The sequence below is a fragment of the Streptomyces sp. VNUA24 genome (assembly GCF_029167005.1).
GTDB classification, from domain to species: Bacteria; Actinomycetota; Actinomycetes; order Streptomycetales; family Streptomycetaceae; genus Streptomyces; species Streptomyces scabiei.
This window is the reverse complement of record NZ_CP119143.1, coordinates 1,554,246-1,570,018: the sequence shown is the minus strand read 5'-3', so window position 1 is coordinate 1,570,018 and position 15,773 is coordinate 1,554,246. Positions and strand designations below refer to the sequence as shown.

The 15,773-nt window shown below is 73.8% G+C and carries 15 protein-coding genes; 12 read left to right on the top strand and 3 right to left on the bottom strand.

The window, feature by feature from the left end:
- Positions 1-43 precede the first annotated feature (43 nt).
- From PYR72_RS06400 to PYR72_RS06390, 3 genes are read left to right on the top strand one after another with little or no spacing between them, the layout of a single operon-like run.
- Positions 44-664, top strand: coding sequence for a bifunctional 4-hydroxy-2-oxoglutarate aldolase/2-dehydro-3-deoxy-phosphogluconate aldolase (locus PYR72_RS06400; protein WP_275454339.1), 621 nt, complete (start codon positions 44-46; stop codon positions 662-664).
- Positions 661-1,635, top strand: coding sequence for a sugar kinase (locus tag PYR72_RS06395; protein WP_275454338.1), 975 nt, complete (start codon positions 661-663; stop codon positions 1,633-1,635). The genes PYR72_RS06400 and PYR72_RS06395 overlap by 4 nt, the downstream gene beginning before the upstream one ends.
- A gap of 14 nt (positions 1,636-1,649) precedes the next feature.
- On the top strand, positions 1,650-2,534 hold the full coding sequence (locus PYR72_RS06390) for an SMP-30/gluconolactonase/LRE family protein (protein WP_275454337.1): 885 nt from the start codon (positions 1,650-1,652) through the stop codon (positions 2,532-2,534).
- Here PYR72_RS06390 and PYR72_RS06385 read toward each other — a convergent pair.
- Positions 2,531-3,922: an aminotransferase class V-fold PLP-dependent enzyme gene (locus PYR72_RS06385; RefSeq protein ID WP_275454336.1), complete on the bottom strand. Its 1,392-nt coding sequence runs from the start codon at positions 3,920-3,922 to the stop codon at positions 2,531-2,533. The genes PYR72_RS06390 and PYR72_RS06385 overlap by 4 nt on opposite strands.
- Before the next feature lie 101 nt (positions 3,923-4,023).
- Here PYR72_RS06385 and PYR72_RS06380 point away from each other — a divergent pair, with 101 nt between their 5' ends.
- The 4 genes from PYR72_RS06380 (at position 4,024) to PYR72_RS06365 (ending at position 8,282) form a co-directional block, all read left to right on the top strand.
- Complete coding sequence (locus tag PYR72_RS06380; RefSeq protein WP_275454335.1) at positions 4,024-4,503, top strand: Lrp/AsnC family transcriptional regulator; 480 nt, start codon at positions 4,024-4,026, stop codon at positions 4,501-4,503.
- 130 nt (positions 4,504-4,633) lie between these two features.
- Positions 4,634-5,980: an NAD(P)/FAD-dependent oxidoreductase gene (locus PYR72_RS06375; protein WP_275454334.1), complete on the top strand. Its 1,347-nt coding sequence runs from the start codon at positions 4,634-4,636 to the stop codon at positions 5,978-5,980.
- On the top strand, positions 5,977-6,855 hold the full coding sequence (locus tag PYR72_RS06370; RefSeq protein WP_275454333.1) for an SDR family oxidoreductase: 879 nt from the start codon (positions 5,977-5,979) through the stop codon (positions 6,853-6,855). The genes PYR72_RS06375 and PYR72_RS06370 overlap by 4 nt, the downstream gene beginning before the upstream one ends.
- Entirely contained in the window at positions 6,852-8,282 is a 1,431-nt protein-coding gene (locus PYR72_RS06365) for an aldehyde dehydrogenase family protein (protein WP_275454332.1), read from the top strand. Before PYR72_RS06370 ends, PYR72_RS06365 begins: the two co-directional genes overlap by 4 nt.
- 12 nt (positions 8,283-8,294) lie before the next feature.
- On the opposite strand, the gene PYR72_RS06360 is transcribed toward PYR72_RS06365, so the two are convergent.
- Positions 8,295-9,353 (bottom strand): AraC family transcriptional regulator, encoded by a 1,059-nt coding sequence (locus PYR72_RS06360; protein WP_275454331.1) that lies wholly within the window; start codon positions 9,351-9,353, stop codon positions 8,295-8,297.
- Between the two features lie 210 nt (positions 9,354-9,563).
- On the opposite strand from PYR72_RS06360, the gene PYR72_RS06355 reads away from it, so the two are divergent.
- The 4 genes from PYR72_RS06355 to PYR72_RS06340 all read left to right on the top strand — a co-directional run bounded on the left by PYR72_RS06355 (position 9,564) and on the right by PYR72_RS06340 (position 13,972).
- Positions 9,564-10,118 carry a hypothetical protein gene (locus PYR72_RS06355; RefSeq protein WP_275454330.1) on the top strand — a complete coding sequence of 185 codons (555 nt, stop codon included), beginning with the start codon at positions 9,564-9,566 and terminating at the stop codon, positions 10,116-10,118.
- A gap of 325 nt (positions 10,119-10,443) precedes the next feature.
- The gene (locus tag PYR72_RS06350; RefSeq protein ID WP_275454329.1) at positions 10,444-10,863 is read left to right on the top strand and encodes an ANTAR domain-containing protein; all 420 of its coding nucleotides are present in this window, start codon (positions 10,444-10,446) and stop codon (positions 10,861-10,863) included.
- Between the two features lie 404 nt (positions 10,864-11,267).
- A complete protein-coding gene (hisC, locus tag PYR72_RS06345) occupies positions 11,268-12,314 on the top strand; it encodes a histidinol-phosphate transaminase (protein ID WP_275454328.1) in 1,047 nt (348 codons plus the stop codon).
- 5 nt (positions 12,315-12,319) lie between these two features.
- Positions 12,320-13,972: an aldehyde dehydrogenase family protein gene (locus tag PYR72_RS06340; RefSeq protein ID WP_275454327.1), complete on the top strand. Its 1,653-nt coding sequence runs from the start codon at positions 12,320-12,322 to the stop codon at positions 13,970-13,972.
- Positions 13,973-13,981: 9 nt separating this feature from the next.
- Here PYR72_RS06340 and PYR72_RS06335 read toward each other — a convergent pair whose 3' ends face one another.
- Positions 13,982-14,488: an Lrp/AsnC family transcriptional regulator gene (locus tag PYR72_RS06335; protein WP_013006145.1), complete on the bottom strand. Its 507-nt coding sequence runs from the start codon at positions 14,486-14,488 to the stop codon at positions 13,982-13,984.
- 120 nt (positions 14,489-14,608) lie between these two features.
- Between PYR72_RS06335 and pdhA the strand changes: the two genes are divergently transcribed.
- Entirely contained in the window at positions 14,609-15,772 is a 1,164-nt protein-coding gene (gene pdhA, locus PYR72_RS06330; RefSeq protein WP_275454326.1) for a pyruvate dehydrogenase (acetyl-transferring) E1 component subunit alpha, read from the top strand.
- Position 15,773 lies beyond the last annotated feature (1 nt).

Here is a 15,773-nt window from a genome sequence, read left to right as displayed (position 1 = left end):
CCACCAGGCCCCCACACCCCGAACCCAAGGAGAGCCCGCTCCCATGAACCTGGTGGAATCCCTCCGAACCCACCGCCTGCTGGCGATCGTACGGGGCAAGGATCCCGCCGCCGCCCTGCGCACCGTCCACACCCTCGCCGAGGAGGGGATCGCGGCGATCGAGGTCTCCCTGACCACCGCCGACGCCCTGAGCGTCATCAGGCAGGCCCGCGCGGACCTGGGGCCCGACGCACTCCTCGGCGCCGGAACCGTACGCTCGGCGGCGGACGCGGCCCGCGCCGTGGACGCCGGCGCCTCCTACCTCGTCACCCCCGCCCTCGTCGACGGGCTCGCGCCCCACGGCGTGCCCGTGCTGATGGGCGCCCTCACACCGACCGAGATCGAAGGCGCCCTCGCCCGGGGCGCCGCCGCGATCAAGCTCTTCCCCGGCATGCTGGGCGGACCCGCCTACCTGCGGGCCCTGCGCGACCCCTTCCCGGAGGTGCCGTTCGTGCCCGTCGGCGGGGTGGACGCACAGGCCGCCCGCGCCTACCTGGACCGCGGCGCCCTCGCCGTCGGTGTCGGCTCACCCCTGGTCGGGGACGCGGCCGACGGCGGCGACCTGGAGCGGCTCCGCGTCCGTGCGGCCCGGTTCCGCGAGGTGACCGGGGGAGAGGCGCCGTGACGACACCGACGGACCGGAACCCGCCCGAGGTCGTGACCTTCGGCGAGACCATGGCGGCGTTCCGCGCCCACGGCCCCCTGCGCCTCGGCGGCAGCCTCGGACTGTCCGTCGCGGGAGCCGAGTCCAACGTCGCCATCGGCCTCGCCCGGCTCGGACACCGGGTGAGCTGGGCCGGCCGGGTCGGCGCCGACGAACTGGGCGCGCTCGTCCTGCGCACCCTGCGCGCCGAGGGCGTCGACACCGGCCACGCGAGCACCGACGACACCGGCCGCCCCACGGGACTGCTGATCACCGAACCCCGCCTCGGCACGCTCACCCGGGTCAACTACCACCGGGCCGGATCGGCCGGCTCGGCCCTCACCCCGGCCGACGTCCTGCCCGCACTGGCTCCGGGCCCTCGCGTTCTGCACCTGACCGGCATCACCCCGGCGCTCAGCCCTTCGGCGGCCGAGGCGGTCCTGGCCGCCGCCACCGCGGCCCGCGACGCCGGCATCACCGTGTGCCTCGACGTCAACCACCGCTCCCGGCTGTGGACCGCCGACCGCGCCCGCACCGCGCTCCGGCCGCTGCTGGCCCGCACCGACCTGCTCATCGCCTCCGAGGACGAACTGCCCCTGGTGCTGGAACGGCCCCGTGCGGACGAGTCCCAGGCCGTGCGCGACATCCTGGCCGCGGGCGTGACCGAGGTGGTCGTCAAACGCGGCGCCCGCGGTGCGACCGGCTTCACCGCCGAGGGGTCGGCCGACCGGGCGGCTCGCCGGGTCGACGCCGTCGACCTGGTCGGTGCGGGCGACGCCTTCGTGGCCGGCTACCTCTCCGGCCTCCTCGACGGCGCGGACGTCCCGGCCCGGCTGCACCGGGCCGTCACCACCGCGGCCTTCGCCGTCGCCACCCGCGGCGACTGGGAGGGCCTTCCCACCCGGGACGAACTCGCCCTGCTCGACCGGCCCGACGGCACGACCGTCCGCTGACCAGGAGACGACACATGACCTCGACGGAAGCGTCGGCGACCCTCGTCGTGGACGGAGCGTACGAACTCGCCGAAGGAGGACGCTGGTTCGACGGACGGTACGTGTACGTCGACATCCTCAGCGGCCGGCTCCTCGAACTGCGCGACGACCGTGCGGGCACCGGCCCCGGCCAACTCGCCCGTCTCGACGTGCCCTTGGGCGCCGTCGCGCCGGTCCACGGCCGCCCGGGCACCTGGATCGCCGCCGCGGGCACCGGCATCGCGCTGCTCACGCCCGACGGCGCCCTGGAATGGCTGGACCGCCCCGAGGAGCGCACCCCCGCCCCCAGCCGGATGAACGACGGCGTCGCCGACCCCGCCGGGCGCTTCTGGGCGGGCAGCATGGCCTACGACGCCACCCCCGGAGCGGGGTCGCTGTACCGCACGGACGCCGACGGCACCGTCGTACGCGTCCTCGACGGCCTGACCATCGCCAACGGTCCGGCGTTCACCGCCGACGGCACCGTCATGTACCTCGCCGACACGGCCGTCGGCACCGTCCTGCGCTGCCGGGTCGACCCCGTCTCGGGCGACCTGCGCGGCGCCCCGGAGACCTTCGCGCGACTGCGAAAGGACGAGGGCAGCCCCGACGGGATGACCGTCGACGCGGAGGGGTGCCTCTGGGTCGCGCTGTGGGGCGCAGGGACGGTCCGCCGCTACCACCCCGACGGCCGCCCGCTGCGCACCCTGACCGTCCCCGCCCCGCACCCCACGTCCGTGTGCCTGCCCCCGGACGGCGGCCGCCTCTTCGTCACCACGGCCCGGTACGGCGTGACGAACCCGACCGCGGCCTCCGGCGCGGTGCTCGGCCTCCCCGTGACGGTCGGGGGAACGGCGGCCTGCTCCTGGCGGGCCGGCTAGCGGAGGGTGCCGAGCGTGCGGATGACGTCCTCCGCGTCGGTGTCCGGGTTGACGAAGGCCAGGCGCAGCACCGTGGCGCCGTTCCACAGCGTCGGCACGCACAGGATGGTGCCCGTTTCGGCGGCCCGGGCGGACCAGGCCGCGTAGTCGCCCGGACTCCACCCCGGCCGGTCGAAGAGGAGGACGGACAGCTCGGGCTCGATGATCAGCCGCAGGTGGTCGGCGGCGCGTATCGCGTCGGCGACCAGGCGGCTGGTGGCGAGCGTCCGTTCCACGGCGTGTGTGTAGCGGTCGGTTCCGTGGACGGCCAGGCTGAACCAGAACGGCAGCCCCCGGGCACGGCGGCTCAGGTGCAGGGCCAGGTCCGCCGGGTTGTGGACATCGCGGTCGATGGCGTCCAGATAGCTCGCCGACTGGCGGTGCGCGGCGCGGGCCGCGGCCGGGTCCCGGTAGAGCAGCGCACAGCAGTCGTAGGGCGCGAACAGCCACTTGTGCGGATCCACGATGAAGCTGTCGGCCCGCTCGATGCCGGTGTAGAGATGCCGCACGCTGGGCGCCGCCAGGCCGGCCCCGCCGTAGGCCCCGTCCACGTGCAGCCACACCTGGTGGTGTGCGCAGGCGTCCGCGATGCCGTCGAGGTCGTCGATCAGCCCGGCGTTGGTGGTCCCGGCGGTCGCCACCACGGCGAAGACACCGGTGGTGGACTCCAGGACCGCGTGCACGGCGGATCCGGTGAGGCGACCCGTCGCGTCCACGGGCGCGGTGACGAGGTCCACGTCCATCGCGCGGGCGGCGGAGGCGACGGAGGAGTGGGCGCTCTCCGCGCACACGATCCTCCAGCCGTCGGCCGGCCGCCCCCGCGCGGCACCGGCGGCGGCCCGGGCCGTGATGAGGGCGGAGAGATTGCCCAGGGTGCCGCCGCTGACGAAGCATCCGGCCGCGGTGTCCGGCCAACCGAGGAGCCGGGTGAGCCAGTGCAGCGCCTCGTTCTCGGCGTGGATCGCGCCCGCTCCGGACTCCCAGGTTCCCGCGAAGATGTTCGCCGCTCCGGTGACCGCCTCGAAGGCGAGCGCGGCACGCGTGGGCGCCGCCGGGATGTACGCGAGGTTCGTCGGCCCGTTCTGGGCGCGGGTGGCGGGGGACAGGACCTGGTCGAACAGTCTGAGCACCGCGGATCCGCCCATGCCCCGCGGGGTGATGGCCGGGCCCGCGGCGACGGCGAGGTCCCGGGCGGGACGAGCGCTCGCCACCTGGTCGGGAGCCTGCATGATGCGCCGCCAGGCATAGCCCATGGCGGTCGCCACGACCTCGTCCTCATCGCCCCACAACCGGTCGCCGACCAGGGACATCGCGTGCGGCGGGCTGCTGTCACTCTGAGCTTTTTGCATGGCGAGAACCTAGAAACGACCCCTGGAATGCGCAATATGTGACAGAAAGATTGAGCACTATGCTCAATATGGCTCGAAGATGATGTGTGACCATGGGCACCATGCGACATGCCGACACCCTCGATGCCCTGGACGCCCGGATCCTCCTGGCGCTCGACGCGGATCCACGCGCCACCACGCTGGCCCTGGCCGACCGGCTGGGTCTGGCCCGCAACACCGTGCACGCCCGGCTGAAGCGGCTGGAGGAGAGCGGCGTGCTCAAGGAGCCCAGCCGCCGCGTGGACCCCGCGGCTCTCGGCTATCCGCTGCTGGCGCTGATCACGATGTCGATCAGCCAGCGCGTGGGCGCGCCCACCGGGGAGGCGATCCTGCGCATCCCCGAGGTGGTCGAGCTGCTCGTCACCACCGGTGACGGCGACCTGCTCGCCCGGGTCGTGGCCCGCGACACCGAGGATCTGCACCGCATCACGAACCTGGTGCTCGAAGCGCCCGGCGTCGTCCGCTCCAACACCACCATCGTCCTCCTGGAGGTGCAGCCGTACAGCGTCCGTTCCCTGCTGCGGCGCCACGCCGGCCCCTGACCGTGTCCGCGGGCGCCGGCGGCCCGCCCGTGGCCGCTGTGGTCCCCTCCATGGCCGCAGCGGTCAGTTCCCGGCCGCCCGCCGCTGCGTAGGTTCCCGTTCCAGAAGCAGCGGAGAAGGGAGCGGACCGGTGACTGAGCACCAGGACGACACATGCGTGATCGGTGCGGGACCCGCGGGACTGGCGGTCGCGAGGGCGCTCGCCGAGCGGGACCTGCCGTACACCCACATCGAGCGCCACACGGGACCCGGCGGGCTGTGGGACATCGACAACCCGGGCAGCCCGATGTACGAGTCGGCCCACTTCATCTCCAGCCGGACCCTGTCCGGCTTCGGCGGCTATCCGATGCCGGACCACTTCGCCGACTACCCGCCGCACCGGCAGATCCTGTCCTACCTGACCTCGTTCGCCGACGCCTACGGACTGCGTGACCGCATCGAGTTCGGCACCGAGGTCCGGAGCGTCGACAAGAACGCGGACGGCCGCTGGACCGTCACCCGGACCGACGGCCGGACCAGTACGCACCGGCAGGTCGTCGTCTGCACGGGGTCCCAGTGGCACCCCAACGTCCCCGAGCTTCCCGGCCGCTTCGGCGGCGAGATCCGGCACACGGTCACCTACCGCGGCAGCGCCGAACTCCGGGGCAAGCGGGTGCTCGTGGTCGGCGCGGGGAACTCCGGACTGGACATCGCCTGCGACGCCGCGCGCTCCGCCGACCACGCGGCGATCAGCATGCGCCGCGGCTACTGGTTCATCCCCAAGCACCTGTTCGGCCGACCGGTGGACACCATCGCCGCGGGCGGGCCCCATCTGCCGATGTGGCTGCAGCAGAAGCTGTTCGGCGGCCTGCTGCGACTCCTCAACGGCGACCCGCGCAGGCTCGGCCTGCAGAAGCCGGACCACAAGCTGTTCGAGACCCACCCGGCCCTCAATTCGCAGCTGATCCACCACCTCCAGCACGGCGACATCACCGCCCGGCCCGGCATCGCGCACACCGAGGGCCGCACGGTCCGCTTCACCGACGGCACCAGCGACGAGTTCGACCTGATCCTGCTGGCCACGGGATACGTCCACCGGGTGCCGGTCGCGCAGAAGTACTTCGGCGACGAGCAGCACCCCGACCTCTACCTGTCCTCCTTCTCCCGCGAGCACGAGGGCCTGTTCGGCGTCGGCTTCGTGGAGACCAACTCCGGTGCCTACCAGCTCTTCGACAGCCAGGCGCAGCTCATCGCCTCCTTCATCCGCGACACTCGCGCCGGACTGCCGACCGCCGAGCGGTTCGCCCGCAGGATCCGCGCCGACCGGCCGGACCTGTCCGGGGGACTGCGGTTCGTCGACTCGCCCCGCCACACCGGCTACGTCCACAGCGAGGCGTTCGTGAAACACCTCGGCAAGGTGGCCGGGGACCTGGGATGGCGCACCGCGGGCCGTCCGCCCCGCGCCGCCTCCGCCCGGCAGGAAGCGGTGGCGTCATGACGTACGACTTCCACGACAAGGTCATCCTCGTGACGGGCGGCGCCGGCGGCATCGGCAGCGCCCTGTGCCGGCGCTTCGCGGCGGGCGGGGCGAGCCTCCTCGTCGTCGACATCGACCGGGAGCGGGCCGAGCGGACCGCCGCCGAGCTGCCCGGGACCGGCCATGCCGGGCTGGGCTGCGACCTGCTGGACGCCACCGCCGTACGGCGACTGCTCGACGGCGTCGCGACCACCCACGGCCGGGTCGACGTCCTCGTGAACAACCTCGGCATGACCAGCGCCGAACGGTTCGACGTGCGCAGCGTCGAGAGCATCGAGCGGGAGATCGACGTCAACCTGGTCGCCCCGCTGGTCACCACCCGGCTCGCCGTCCCGCTGCTGCGGGCGTCCGCCGACCCCCGGGTGGTCACGACCGTCTCCCTGGGCGGGATCTTCCCGCTCGGCGAGACCCCGATCTACACCGCCTCCAAGTTCGGGCTGCGCGGCGCGATGCTCGCCATCGGGCTGGACCTGCGGGGCAAGGGCATCCAGGCCGGTTCGGTGCTCCCGTCGGCGACCGACACGCGGATGCTCCGGCAGGAGGCCGTCGACGGAGGGAACTCGATGCAGTTCCAGGACGCGCCCCAGCAGCCCGCCGACGTCGTCAGGGCGGTGGTGAGCCTGCTGGACAGGCCCCGTCTGGAGTCCTACGTCAGAACGGGCGAGTCCTGGCTGGTGCGGTTCGCGATGCTGGCGCCGAACCTGCTGCCGAAACTCTTCCCGCTGTTCCGCAGGCGGGGCGAGCGGGGCATGGCCCGCTATCTGGAGGACCTGCGCCGCCGAGGGCTGGCCCGCCAGGTCGCCGGCGGCCGCTGGGAACTGGTGGAGGAGGCATGAGCGGCCCGCGGACCACCGCCGTCGAGACCGGCCTCGACATCGTCAGTCCCACGACGGGCGAACGCCTCACGACCGTGCCCGCGGCGAGCGAGCAGGACGTCGTACGGGCGGCCGAGCGGGCGCACCGGGCGTTCGCGAGCGGCGTCTGGTCCGGCCGCTCCCCCCGGGAGCGGGCCGCCGTCCTCCTGCGCCTGGCCGACCTCATGGAGCGCGACGCCGAAGTCCTGGCCCGCCTGGACTGCGAGGACGCGGGCAAACCGATCACCGAGTGCCGCACGGGCGACGTGCCCTCGGCGATCGAGTCGATCCGCTGGTTCGCCGAGGCCGCCGACAAGGTCTTCGGCCGCGTCGCTCCCACCGGTCCCACGAGCCTCGGTCTGGTGAGCCGGGAACCGGTCGGGGTGGGCGCCGCGATCCTGCCCTGGAACTACCCGCTGGCCATGGCCGCCTGGAAGGTCGGCCCCGCGCTCGCCGCGGGCAACTCCCTGCTGCTCAAGCCCGCCGAGGCCACCCCGCGCTCCACCCTGCGCCTGGCCGCCCTGGCGGCCGAGGCCGGCCTGCCCGACGACGTGCTCACCGTGCTGACCGGCCATGGCTCCGTCACCGGCAGGGCCCTCGCCCGCGACCCGCTGGTGCGCGCCCTGTCGTTCACCGGATCCACCGCCACCGGGCGGCGCGTCCTGGCCGACGCGGCCGAGACCAACTTCAAGCGCGTCTCCCTGGAGATGGGCGGCAAGAGCCCCCAGATCCTCCTGCCGGACGCGCTCGACTACGGCGACGAACTGATCGACCACATGATCGAGGGCGCGTTCCTGACCATGGGGCAGAACTGCACCGCCGGCTCCCGCGTCCTGGTGCACCAGAGCATCGCCGAGGAGGTGCTGGACCGGTTCACCGCCGCCGCGCGCAGCCTCACCGTCGGCGACCCCGCCGACCCCCGCACCCGGGTGGGGCCGCTCATCAGCCGGGCCGCCCTCGACCGGGTCGCGGCGGCCGTGGACGCGGCCCGCTCGGCCGGAGCCCGCATCCACACCGGCGGTCTCCCGCACGGTCTGCCGCCGCACGGCGCCTACTACCCGCCCACCGTGGTCAGCCGGGCCCCGGCGGGCAGCACCGTCCTCACCGAGGAGCTGTTCGGGCCGGTCGTCACCGTCCAGACCTTCACCACCGAGGACGAGGCGGTGGGGCTCGCCAACGCCACCGAGTACGGACTCGCGGCCTCGGTGTGGACCCGCGACCTCGACGCCGCGTTCCGGCTCGCCCGGCGGATCGAGGCCGGAGTGGTCTCCGTCAACGCCTACAGCGAGGGCGACATCACCACGCCCTTCGGCGGCTGGAAGCAGTCCGGGTTCGGCGGCGCGGAGAAGTCCACCGACGCGTTCGCGCAGTGGACCAGGGAGAAGACGGTCTGGATCCGTACGCGCTGACGGGCCGGGGCCCTATCGCCGCGACGCCTCGCGCAGCCGGGCCGGGGACACTCCGTGCCAGCGGTGCACCGCCCGCCGCAACGCGCGCACATCGGAGAACCCGGCCCGCCGGGCGACGTCCCGCAGGGTGAGTTCGGGGCGGCGCAGCAACTGCTCCACCCGCTCCCGGCGCACCCCGTCGACGACCGCCTCGTACGTCGTGCCGCACTCGGCCAGCCGGCGGCGCAGCGTGCGCTCGCTGGAGGCGTGCCGCCGGGCCTGCTCGACGAAGGACGGCACCTCCGGCAGGCTCTGCGCGATCGAGACCTCCAGCACCTCCAGCAGGTCCTGCTGATCGCGCCGGGCCGCCACCTGCTCTCCCAGCAGCTCCACGACGGCGGTGTAGGTGGCCCGGTCGCGGCCCGGCATCGGCCGCGCGGCCCAGGCGGCGGGGAACACCAGACGGTTCCCCGCCGCGCCGAAACGCAGCGGACAGCGGAACAACTCGGTGAAGGGACCGGTGTCGGGCGGGGCGGGGAAGGCGAACTCCACGCTCCGCGGCGCGAATTCCGCCCCGGAACTCAGCCGTGTGAGGGCGACGACGCTGGCGAAGGCCTCCTCGGCGAGGAAGACCGCGACGGGCGGATCGAGCGCGGGATCGGGCAGTTCGGCCCGCAGCACATAGCCGGCCTCCTCCGCCTCGGCCGACCAGACCACCATCGCCCCGGACAGGTTCTGGAACCGCACGCCCGTCTCGATGGCGTCCCGCAGCGTGTCGGCGGCCATCTGCGCGAAGCCCAGCAGCCCCCAGGAGGTCAGATGCTGCGCGGCACCCACCCTCAGCCCCAGATGAGCGTCACCGGTGAGTTCCAGCGCCCGCCGGATGACGGCACTGCCCTGCCGGTAGGAGACCCGCAGCGCCGCCGACCGCATCATCTCCTCGTCCAGCCCGACCCGGGTCAGCTCGGGCCGTAGATCGACCCCGTACCCGTCGGTGACCGGGGTGAGGCAGCGCAGGATGTTCGGCGGAATGGTCGCGGAGGTGCTGCGGCTGGTGCCCGGTGACTGCGCCGGGGTGGGGCTGGGAGGCATGGCGTTCCTTGGGACCGGGTGTCGCTCGCTGTGCACACAGTAGAGACGTTCTCCCTGGATGCCCTGCGGACGGACGGACGGACACGGACAGACGGACGGACGCACGGGCGGGCGGACGCACGGGCGGGCGGACGCACGGGCGGGCGTGGCCCCGGAGCCGGGCCGTGAAACCCCGGGCGCCGCGAGCCGCTCCCGTCTAGGGTTTTGATCATGTTCAAGTCAGGGGTGGGTTTTCTCGCGTTGTTCGGGCTCGGCTGGTGGCTGCTGGGGTCGAGCGCGTTCGCGGGCGTGGTGCGGCCGGTTCTGATCGCCCTCGGCTGTGCCGTCGCGGTGGGGCTGATGCTCGCCGCGCGCCGGTTCCTTCCGGCGTCGGCAGGAGGACCGTTCCCCGCCGACCGACGACGGCGGTTCCACCAGATCAACGGGCTGCAGTGGCTGCTGATCATCGCCATCGTCGCGGTCTGCCGTCAGGTGGGGGTGCCGGTGCTGGTCCCTCCGCTGGTCGCCGTGGTCGTCGGGCTCCACTTCCTGCCCTTGGCGGTGGTGTTCGACCAGCCTCGACTTCGCGTACCGGCGGCCCTGTTGGTCGCTTCCGGGGCCGCGGGCACGACGGTCTGGCTCGCGGACGGTCCGGACGAGAGCGTACGGCTCGTGGTGGGCCTCGCCTGCGCGCTCTCGCTGTGGGCCACGGCGGCCTGGACCGTCGCGGGGACGGCGTCCGCCACCGAACAGGGGCCGGGGCGGGCGGAGTCCGGCGGAGTCTGAGGGCCCGCCGCCGTGCCGGCACACCACGTCCCCGTGGTCACGGGGACGAACTCGCTGAAGGGGCACGCAGGATGGCTCCCTCAGCTCAACTGCCGAACGGAGGGAGCCTCGCGCTGATGGGCTCCCGGGAACCGACCTCCGCGTACCAGCGAGGCTACTCCTGCCTCGGGGGCGGCGCAGAGACACAAGCGACCGGGAGATGCGAGCACGCGGGGTTTGCGGGTAGGAGTGGAGTTGTCGTCCGTGCCCCGTCCCGACGGCAGCCGTCCGGACCGACGGCAGCCGTCCGGACGGGGACCGAAGCCGCCAGGGGAGCGTGACAACGATGGGTGTCCCGCACAGCAGCCGTCCCGAACCGGCTGAAGTGCGCCATCCGCAGGAGCCGGACGATCCGGCCACCAGGATCAGCGACCTGCAGCGGGACAACGACCACCTGCAGACGGCCCTCACGTCCCATGCCGTGATCGACCAGGCGATCGGGGTGATCATCGCTCTCGGGGGACTGCGTCCGCAGCAGGGATTCGACGTGCTCAGGGACGTCTCCCAGCACACGAACATCAAACTGCGCGAGATCGCCGGTCTCGTCGTCGACTGGGCGCTCACCCGGCAGCTGTCCGACGAGGTCCACAAGGCGCTCGACGCCGCGCTGACCCGGGCGCAAGCCGCCGCCGCACACGCGGATCCAAGGGACGCGACCACCGACGGGCGCGAGCGGACGGCGGACGACGGCCCGCCCGTCTCCTGACCCCGAGGGCATGCCGGTCCCGGCGGGGCGCCCGCGACAGCGCGGCGCGCACCGGCGGGATCCCGCACCACATGGGTGAGGGCGGGGGCCGTCACGTTCCCCGTCCTCACGCCTTCCACGCTACGCCGCGCGCGGTCGCCCGCGCCTCCGCGGCCTCCACCCCGCAGGGCCGCTCGCAGCGTCCCCGTCGCGCCACCCCGCCGTCCGTCCCGCCGTCCGTCTCGCGGGGGCACCCGGTACCCGCCGGTACGAAGACGGTTTGCCGCCCGGACCGGCGGCCCCCGGCGATGTGTCGTCGAATTCGCCGAAAGGTTGAGCGTGTGTCGCGCTGTCTCCACCATTTCCCTGTCACAGGTGCCCGGAGGCACGATCCCGGGCCTCACCACCGCGGAAGCGAGTCGAGCATGGTGCGTGTCCGTTCCTCCCTGGCGGAGCTGCCCTCCTACGTACCGGGCCGCAAACTGCCCGGCGCGGTGGTGCTGGCCAGCAACGAGACCCCGTACGGACTGCTGCCGGGCGTCGCCGGACGGCTCGCCGAACTCGCGGGCGGCGTGTCGCGCTATCCCGACCTGAGCGCCACCCGCCTCGTGCGGGCCGTCGCCGACCACCACGGGGTCGACCCCGAGCGGATCGCGGTCGGCGCGGGCTCCTCGGAGGTCTGCGGCCAGCTGCTGCACGCGGTCCTCGGCCCGGGCGACGAGGCCGTCTTCGGCTGGCGGTCCTTCGAGGCGTACCCGATCCTCACGGCCGTGGCCGGCGGTACGGCCGTGAAGGTGCCGCTGCGCGACCACGCGCTCGACCTCGACGCCATGGCGGCGGCCCTCACCCCCCGGACCCGGCTGGTCTTCGTCTGCAACCCCAACAATCCGACCTCGACCGCGGTCGGTGAGCGGGCGCTGCGCGACTTCGTGGACCGCGTGCCCGAGGACGTCCTGGTGGTCGTCGACGAGGCGTACCGGGAGTACGCCGACCCGGCCCTGGTGCCCGACGCCCTGGCCCTCTTCGGCGACCGTCCCAACGTCGTGGTGCTGCGCACCTTCTCCAAGGCCTACGGCCTGGCGGGCCTGCGCGCCGGGTACTGCGTCGCGCCGGCGGAGATCGCGGCCCATGTGCGCAAGACCCAGGTGCCGTTCAGTGTCAGCGCCCTCGCGCAGGAAGCGGCCGTCGTCGCCCTCGGCGAGCGGGCCGAGGTCGCCCGCCGCGCCGCGCTGACCGCCGCCGAACGGGGGCGGGTGACCGGCCGGCTGCGCGACCTCGGCTTCGAAGTCCCCGATTCCCAGGCCAACTTCGTGTGGCTGCCGCTCGCCGACGACAGCGCCGACTTCGCCCTGCACTGTCTGGACGGGCGGGTCGTGGTCCGCCCGTTCCCGGGGGAGGGCGTCCGCGTGACGATCGGGCTCCCGGAGGAGAACGACACCTTCCTCGCCCTCGCCGCGGCGTGGAGAGGCTGACGGCCGTGGGCCCCACCGCCTACGAGCGGCACCGGGCGCTGCTCCACGACGTCGTACGCGCCATGGCGGCCGGGGAGTGCCGGCTGCCCTTCACGGCGGCGACCGGACAGGACGCCGCGGACGCGGGCATGCGCTCGACCCGGACGGCCGCCAAGGTCTTCGCCTCCCTCCTGGGACGTCCCTTCGACCTCGACCAGCCGGGCGAACTGGGCCGGGTGGCCACGGAGTTCTCCCCGTACGGGATCGCCATGGGCATCCGTTATCCGCACTGTGATCCCGCGGCCCTGGTGGCGGCGGCCTCGCGGGCGACCGCCGGCTGGCGCGCCGCGGGCCCGGCCGAACGCGCCGGTCTGGCCGTGGAGATACTGCGCCGGCTCAACACCCGCAGCCATGAACTGGCCCTCGCGGTGCACCACACCACCGGTCAGCCGCCGGGGGCCGCGTTCCGGGCCGCCGGGCCGCGTGCCCAGGACCGCGCGCTGGAGGCGGTGGCCCAGGCCTTCGCCGAGTCGGAACGAGTCCCGGCCGACCTGCGCTGGGAGAGCGTCCGGGGGCGGCGCGGACGGCCGCTGGAGATGCGGGGCACCTGCACGCTGGTGCCCCGCGGGGTGTCCCTCCTCGTCGGCTGCGCCGACTATCCGCTCTGGAACGGCTACCCGGGCCTCTTCGCCAGCCTGGTGACCGGCAACCCCGTGATCGTGGCCCCGCATCCCAGGGCCGTGCTGCCGCTGGCGATCACCGTGCGCGTCGCCCGGCAGGTGCTGGCGGAGGCCGGCCATTCCCCGGACATCGTGACGCTCGCGGTGGCCCCGCCGGAGGAACGGCTGCACCGGCGGCTGGCCACGGACCCGGCGGTGCGCATCATCGACTTCACCGGGTCGGCGCGGTTCGCCGACTGGCTGGAGCAGTACGCCCGCCAGGCCGTCGTGTTCGCGCAGCGGACCGGCCCGAACACGGTCGTCGTCGACTCCACCGACGACTACCGCTCCCTCGTGCGCGGGCTCGCGTCCTCCCTGTGCCGGTGCAACGGCAGGCTCCGCACCACTCCGCAGAACCTCCTGGCTCCGGCGGCGGGCATCGCGACCGACGAGGGACCCAAGAGTCTGCGGGACCTCGGGGCCGACCTCGGCGAGGCGGTGGACCGGCTGCTCGGGCATCCCGCGCGGGTGGCGAGGCTGGTCGGGGCGATCGCCGACGACACGGTGGCGGCGGAGGTGGAGCGGGCCGCACGGTACGGCACGGTCGTCCACGCCGCGCGGGCGCTGCGCCATCCCGACCATCCGCACGCCGACGTCCGCAGCCCGCTGCTCGTCCGGCTGCAGGCGCGGGACGAACGGGTCTACGGACGGGAGTGGCCGGGGCCGGTGGCCTTCCTGGTGGGCACCGACTCGACCGCGCACAGCCTGGAGGTGTTCCGCCGCACCGTGGGCCGGCACGGCGCGCTGTACGCGGCGGTGCACTCGACCGATCCGCTCGTGCTGGCGGTCGCCGAGTCGGCGGCGCTGGACGCCGGAGCGCATCTGGTGCAGAACCTCGCGGACGACCTCCCCGCCGACCCCTCCTCGGGCGGTTCGGACCTCCCGGCCGCGGGCGCCCACTTCGTCACCGGGCGGTTCCGGGTCGTCCGCTCCCGGCGGCACGTGGCCGCGGCGGCGTGACCGGCACGCTCAGGCGCCCCAGTCGGCCCCGCGCCCCCGCACCTCGTCGAAGACCAGCCAGGTGCGGGTCGACCGCACTCCCGCGATCGCCTGGATGTTCTCCAGCACGATCCGGCGCAGCAGCGCGTTGTCGGGCGTGCGGACGAGGGCGAGGACGTCGAAGTCCCCGGTGACGAGGGCGACATGCTCGATGTAGGGGATCTCGCGCAGCTCGCGTGCGATGTCCCGCCACGCGTTCTGCTCGATCGACATCGTGACGTACGCGCTGGTGCCGAGCCCCGCCCGCTGCGGATTCAGCTGGGCGGTGAAGCCGGTGACGACCTCGTCCGCCAGCAGCCTGCCGATCCGCGTGTAGGCGTTGGCGCGCGAGATGTGCACCTGGTCGGCGAGGGCACGGACCGACACCCGGCCGTCCTTCAGCAGCCGGGCCAGGATCTGCCGGTCGACGGCGTCGAGCGGGACGGGGGCGGCAGTTCGTCCGGTCTCCTGGACCGGCGCGGGGAATTCCTCGGACACATTGCTCTCCCGGAACGCTGGATCCGGCAGTTCATCGCCGGTTCCGCCGAAGTATTGAACACATATTCCGCAGTAGCCACCATTCTCCCGTCAAGTGTCCAGAGAAAGCGAGCGCCCTCCATGTCCGTGAAGAGCCTCCGACAGACGGTCCAGGGCCTCCTGCCGTCGCTCACCCCGGTGCGGTTCCTGGCCGAGGACGGCACGCCGGTGGCCAGGCCGCCTGCCGCGTACGCGGAGCCCCCGGTCGAGATGCTGCGCGAGGCCCACCGGCGGATGGTGCTGGGACGCCGGTTCGACACCCAGGCGACCGCGCTCACCAAGCAGGGGCGGCTCGCCGTCTACCCCTCCAGCCGGGGGCAGGATGCCTGCCAGGTCGGCGCCGCGCTCGCGCTGCGCCCGGACGACTGGCTCTTCCCGACCTACCGGGACTCCGTCGCCCTGGTCACCCGCGGCATCGACCCCGTCGAGGTGCTGACCCTGCTGCGCGGCGACTGGCACTGCGGCTACGACCCCGCCGCCACCCGTACGGCGCCCCAGTGCACCCCGCTGGCCACCCAGGTCCTGCACGCCACCGGCATGGCGGAGTCCCTGCGCCGCACGGGCGAGGACGCGGTGGCCATGGCCCTGATCGGCGACGGCGCCACCAGCGAGGGCGACTTCCACGAGGCGCTGAACTTCGCGGCGGTCTTCCGCGCGCCGGTCGTCTTCCTCGTCCAGAACAACAAGTACGCGATCTCCGTCCCCCTGGCCCGGCAGACCGCCGCGCCCGCCCTCGCCTACAAGGGCGTCGGCCACGGGATGCGCTCCGAACAGGTCGACGGCAACGACCCGGTCGCCGTCCTGGCCGTGCTGACCGAGGCCGTGGCACACGCCCGCGCCGGCCACGGCCCCTTCCTCGTCGAGGCGCACACCTACCGCATGGACGCCCACACCAACGCCGACGACGCCACCCGCTACCGGGACACCGACGAGGTCGAGCGATGGCGGGCCGCAGACCCGATCGGCCGGCTGGAGACGTACTTGCGGGCGCGCGGCGCGCTCACCGACCGGGACGTCGCGGCGGTGGAGGAGGAGGCGGAGGCCCTGGCCGCGGAACTGCGCGCCGGGATGAACGCCGAGACCGTCGCCGACCCGCTGGAGCTGTTCGACCACGTCTACGCCGAGCCGACCCCGCAACTGCGCGAACAGCGCGCGCTGCTGGCCGCCGAACTGACCCAGGCCGCCGAGGCGGCCGAGCACGCCGCGCCCGCGGAAACCGCCACGTCGCCCGCCCGGAAGGACTGAC

Excerpts from the sequence above, each read along its gene's own strand:
- PYR72_RS06390 (WP_275454337.1), top strand. The coding sequence starts at position 1,650 with ATGACCTCGACGGAAGCGTCGGCGACCCTCGTCGTGGACGGAGCGTAC.
- PYR72_RS06365 (WP_275454332.1), top strand. The coding sequence starts at position 6,852 with ATGAGCGGCCCGCGGACCACCGCCGTCGAGACCGGCCTCGACATCGTC.
- PYR72_RS06350 (WP_275454329.1), top strand. The coding sequence starts at position 10,444 with ATGGGTGTCCCGCACAGCAGCCGTCCCGAACCGGCTGAAGTGCGCCAT.
- hisC (WP_275454328.1), top strand. The coding sequence starts at position 11,268 with ATGGTGCGTGTCCGTTCCTCCCTGGCGGAGCTGCCCTCCTACGTACCG.
- PYR72_RS06385 (WP_275454336.1), bottom strand. The coding sequence starts at position 3,922 with ATGCAAAAAGCTCAGAGTGACAGCAGCCCGCCGCACGCGATGTCCCTG.
- PYR72_RS06370 (WP_275454333.1), top strand. The coding sequence starts at position 5,977 with ATGACGTACGACTTCCACGACAAGGTCATCCTCGTGACGGGCGGCGCC.
- PYR72_RS06360 (WP_275454331.1), bottom strand. The coding sequence starts at position 9,353 with ATGCCTCCCAGCCCCACCCCGGCGCAGTCACCGGGCACCAGCCGCAGC.
- PYR72_RS06380 (WP_275454335.1), top strand. The coding sequence starts at position 4,024 with ATGCGACATGCCGACACCCTCGATGCCCTGGACGCCCGGATCCTCCTG.
- PYR72_RS06400 (WP_275454339.1), top strand. The coding sequence starts at position 44 with ATGAACCTGGTGGAATCCCTCCGAACCCACCGCCTGCTGGCGATCGTA.
- pdhA (WP_275454326.1), top strand. The coding sequence starts at position 14,609 with ATGTCCGTGAAGAGCCTCCGACAGACGGTCCAGGGCCTCCTGCCGTCG.
- PYR72_RS06355 (WP_275454330.1), top strand. The coding sequence starts at position 9,564 with ATGTTCAAGTCAGGGGTGGGTTTTCTCGCGTTGTTCGGGCTCGGCTGG.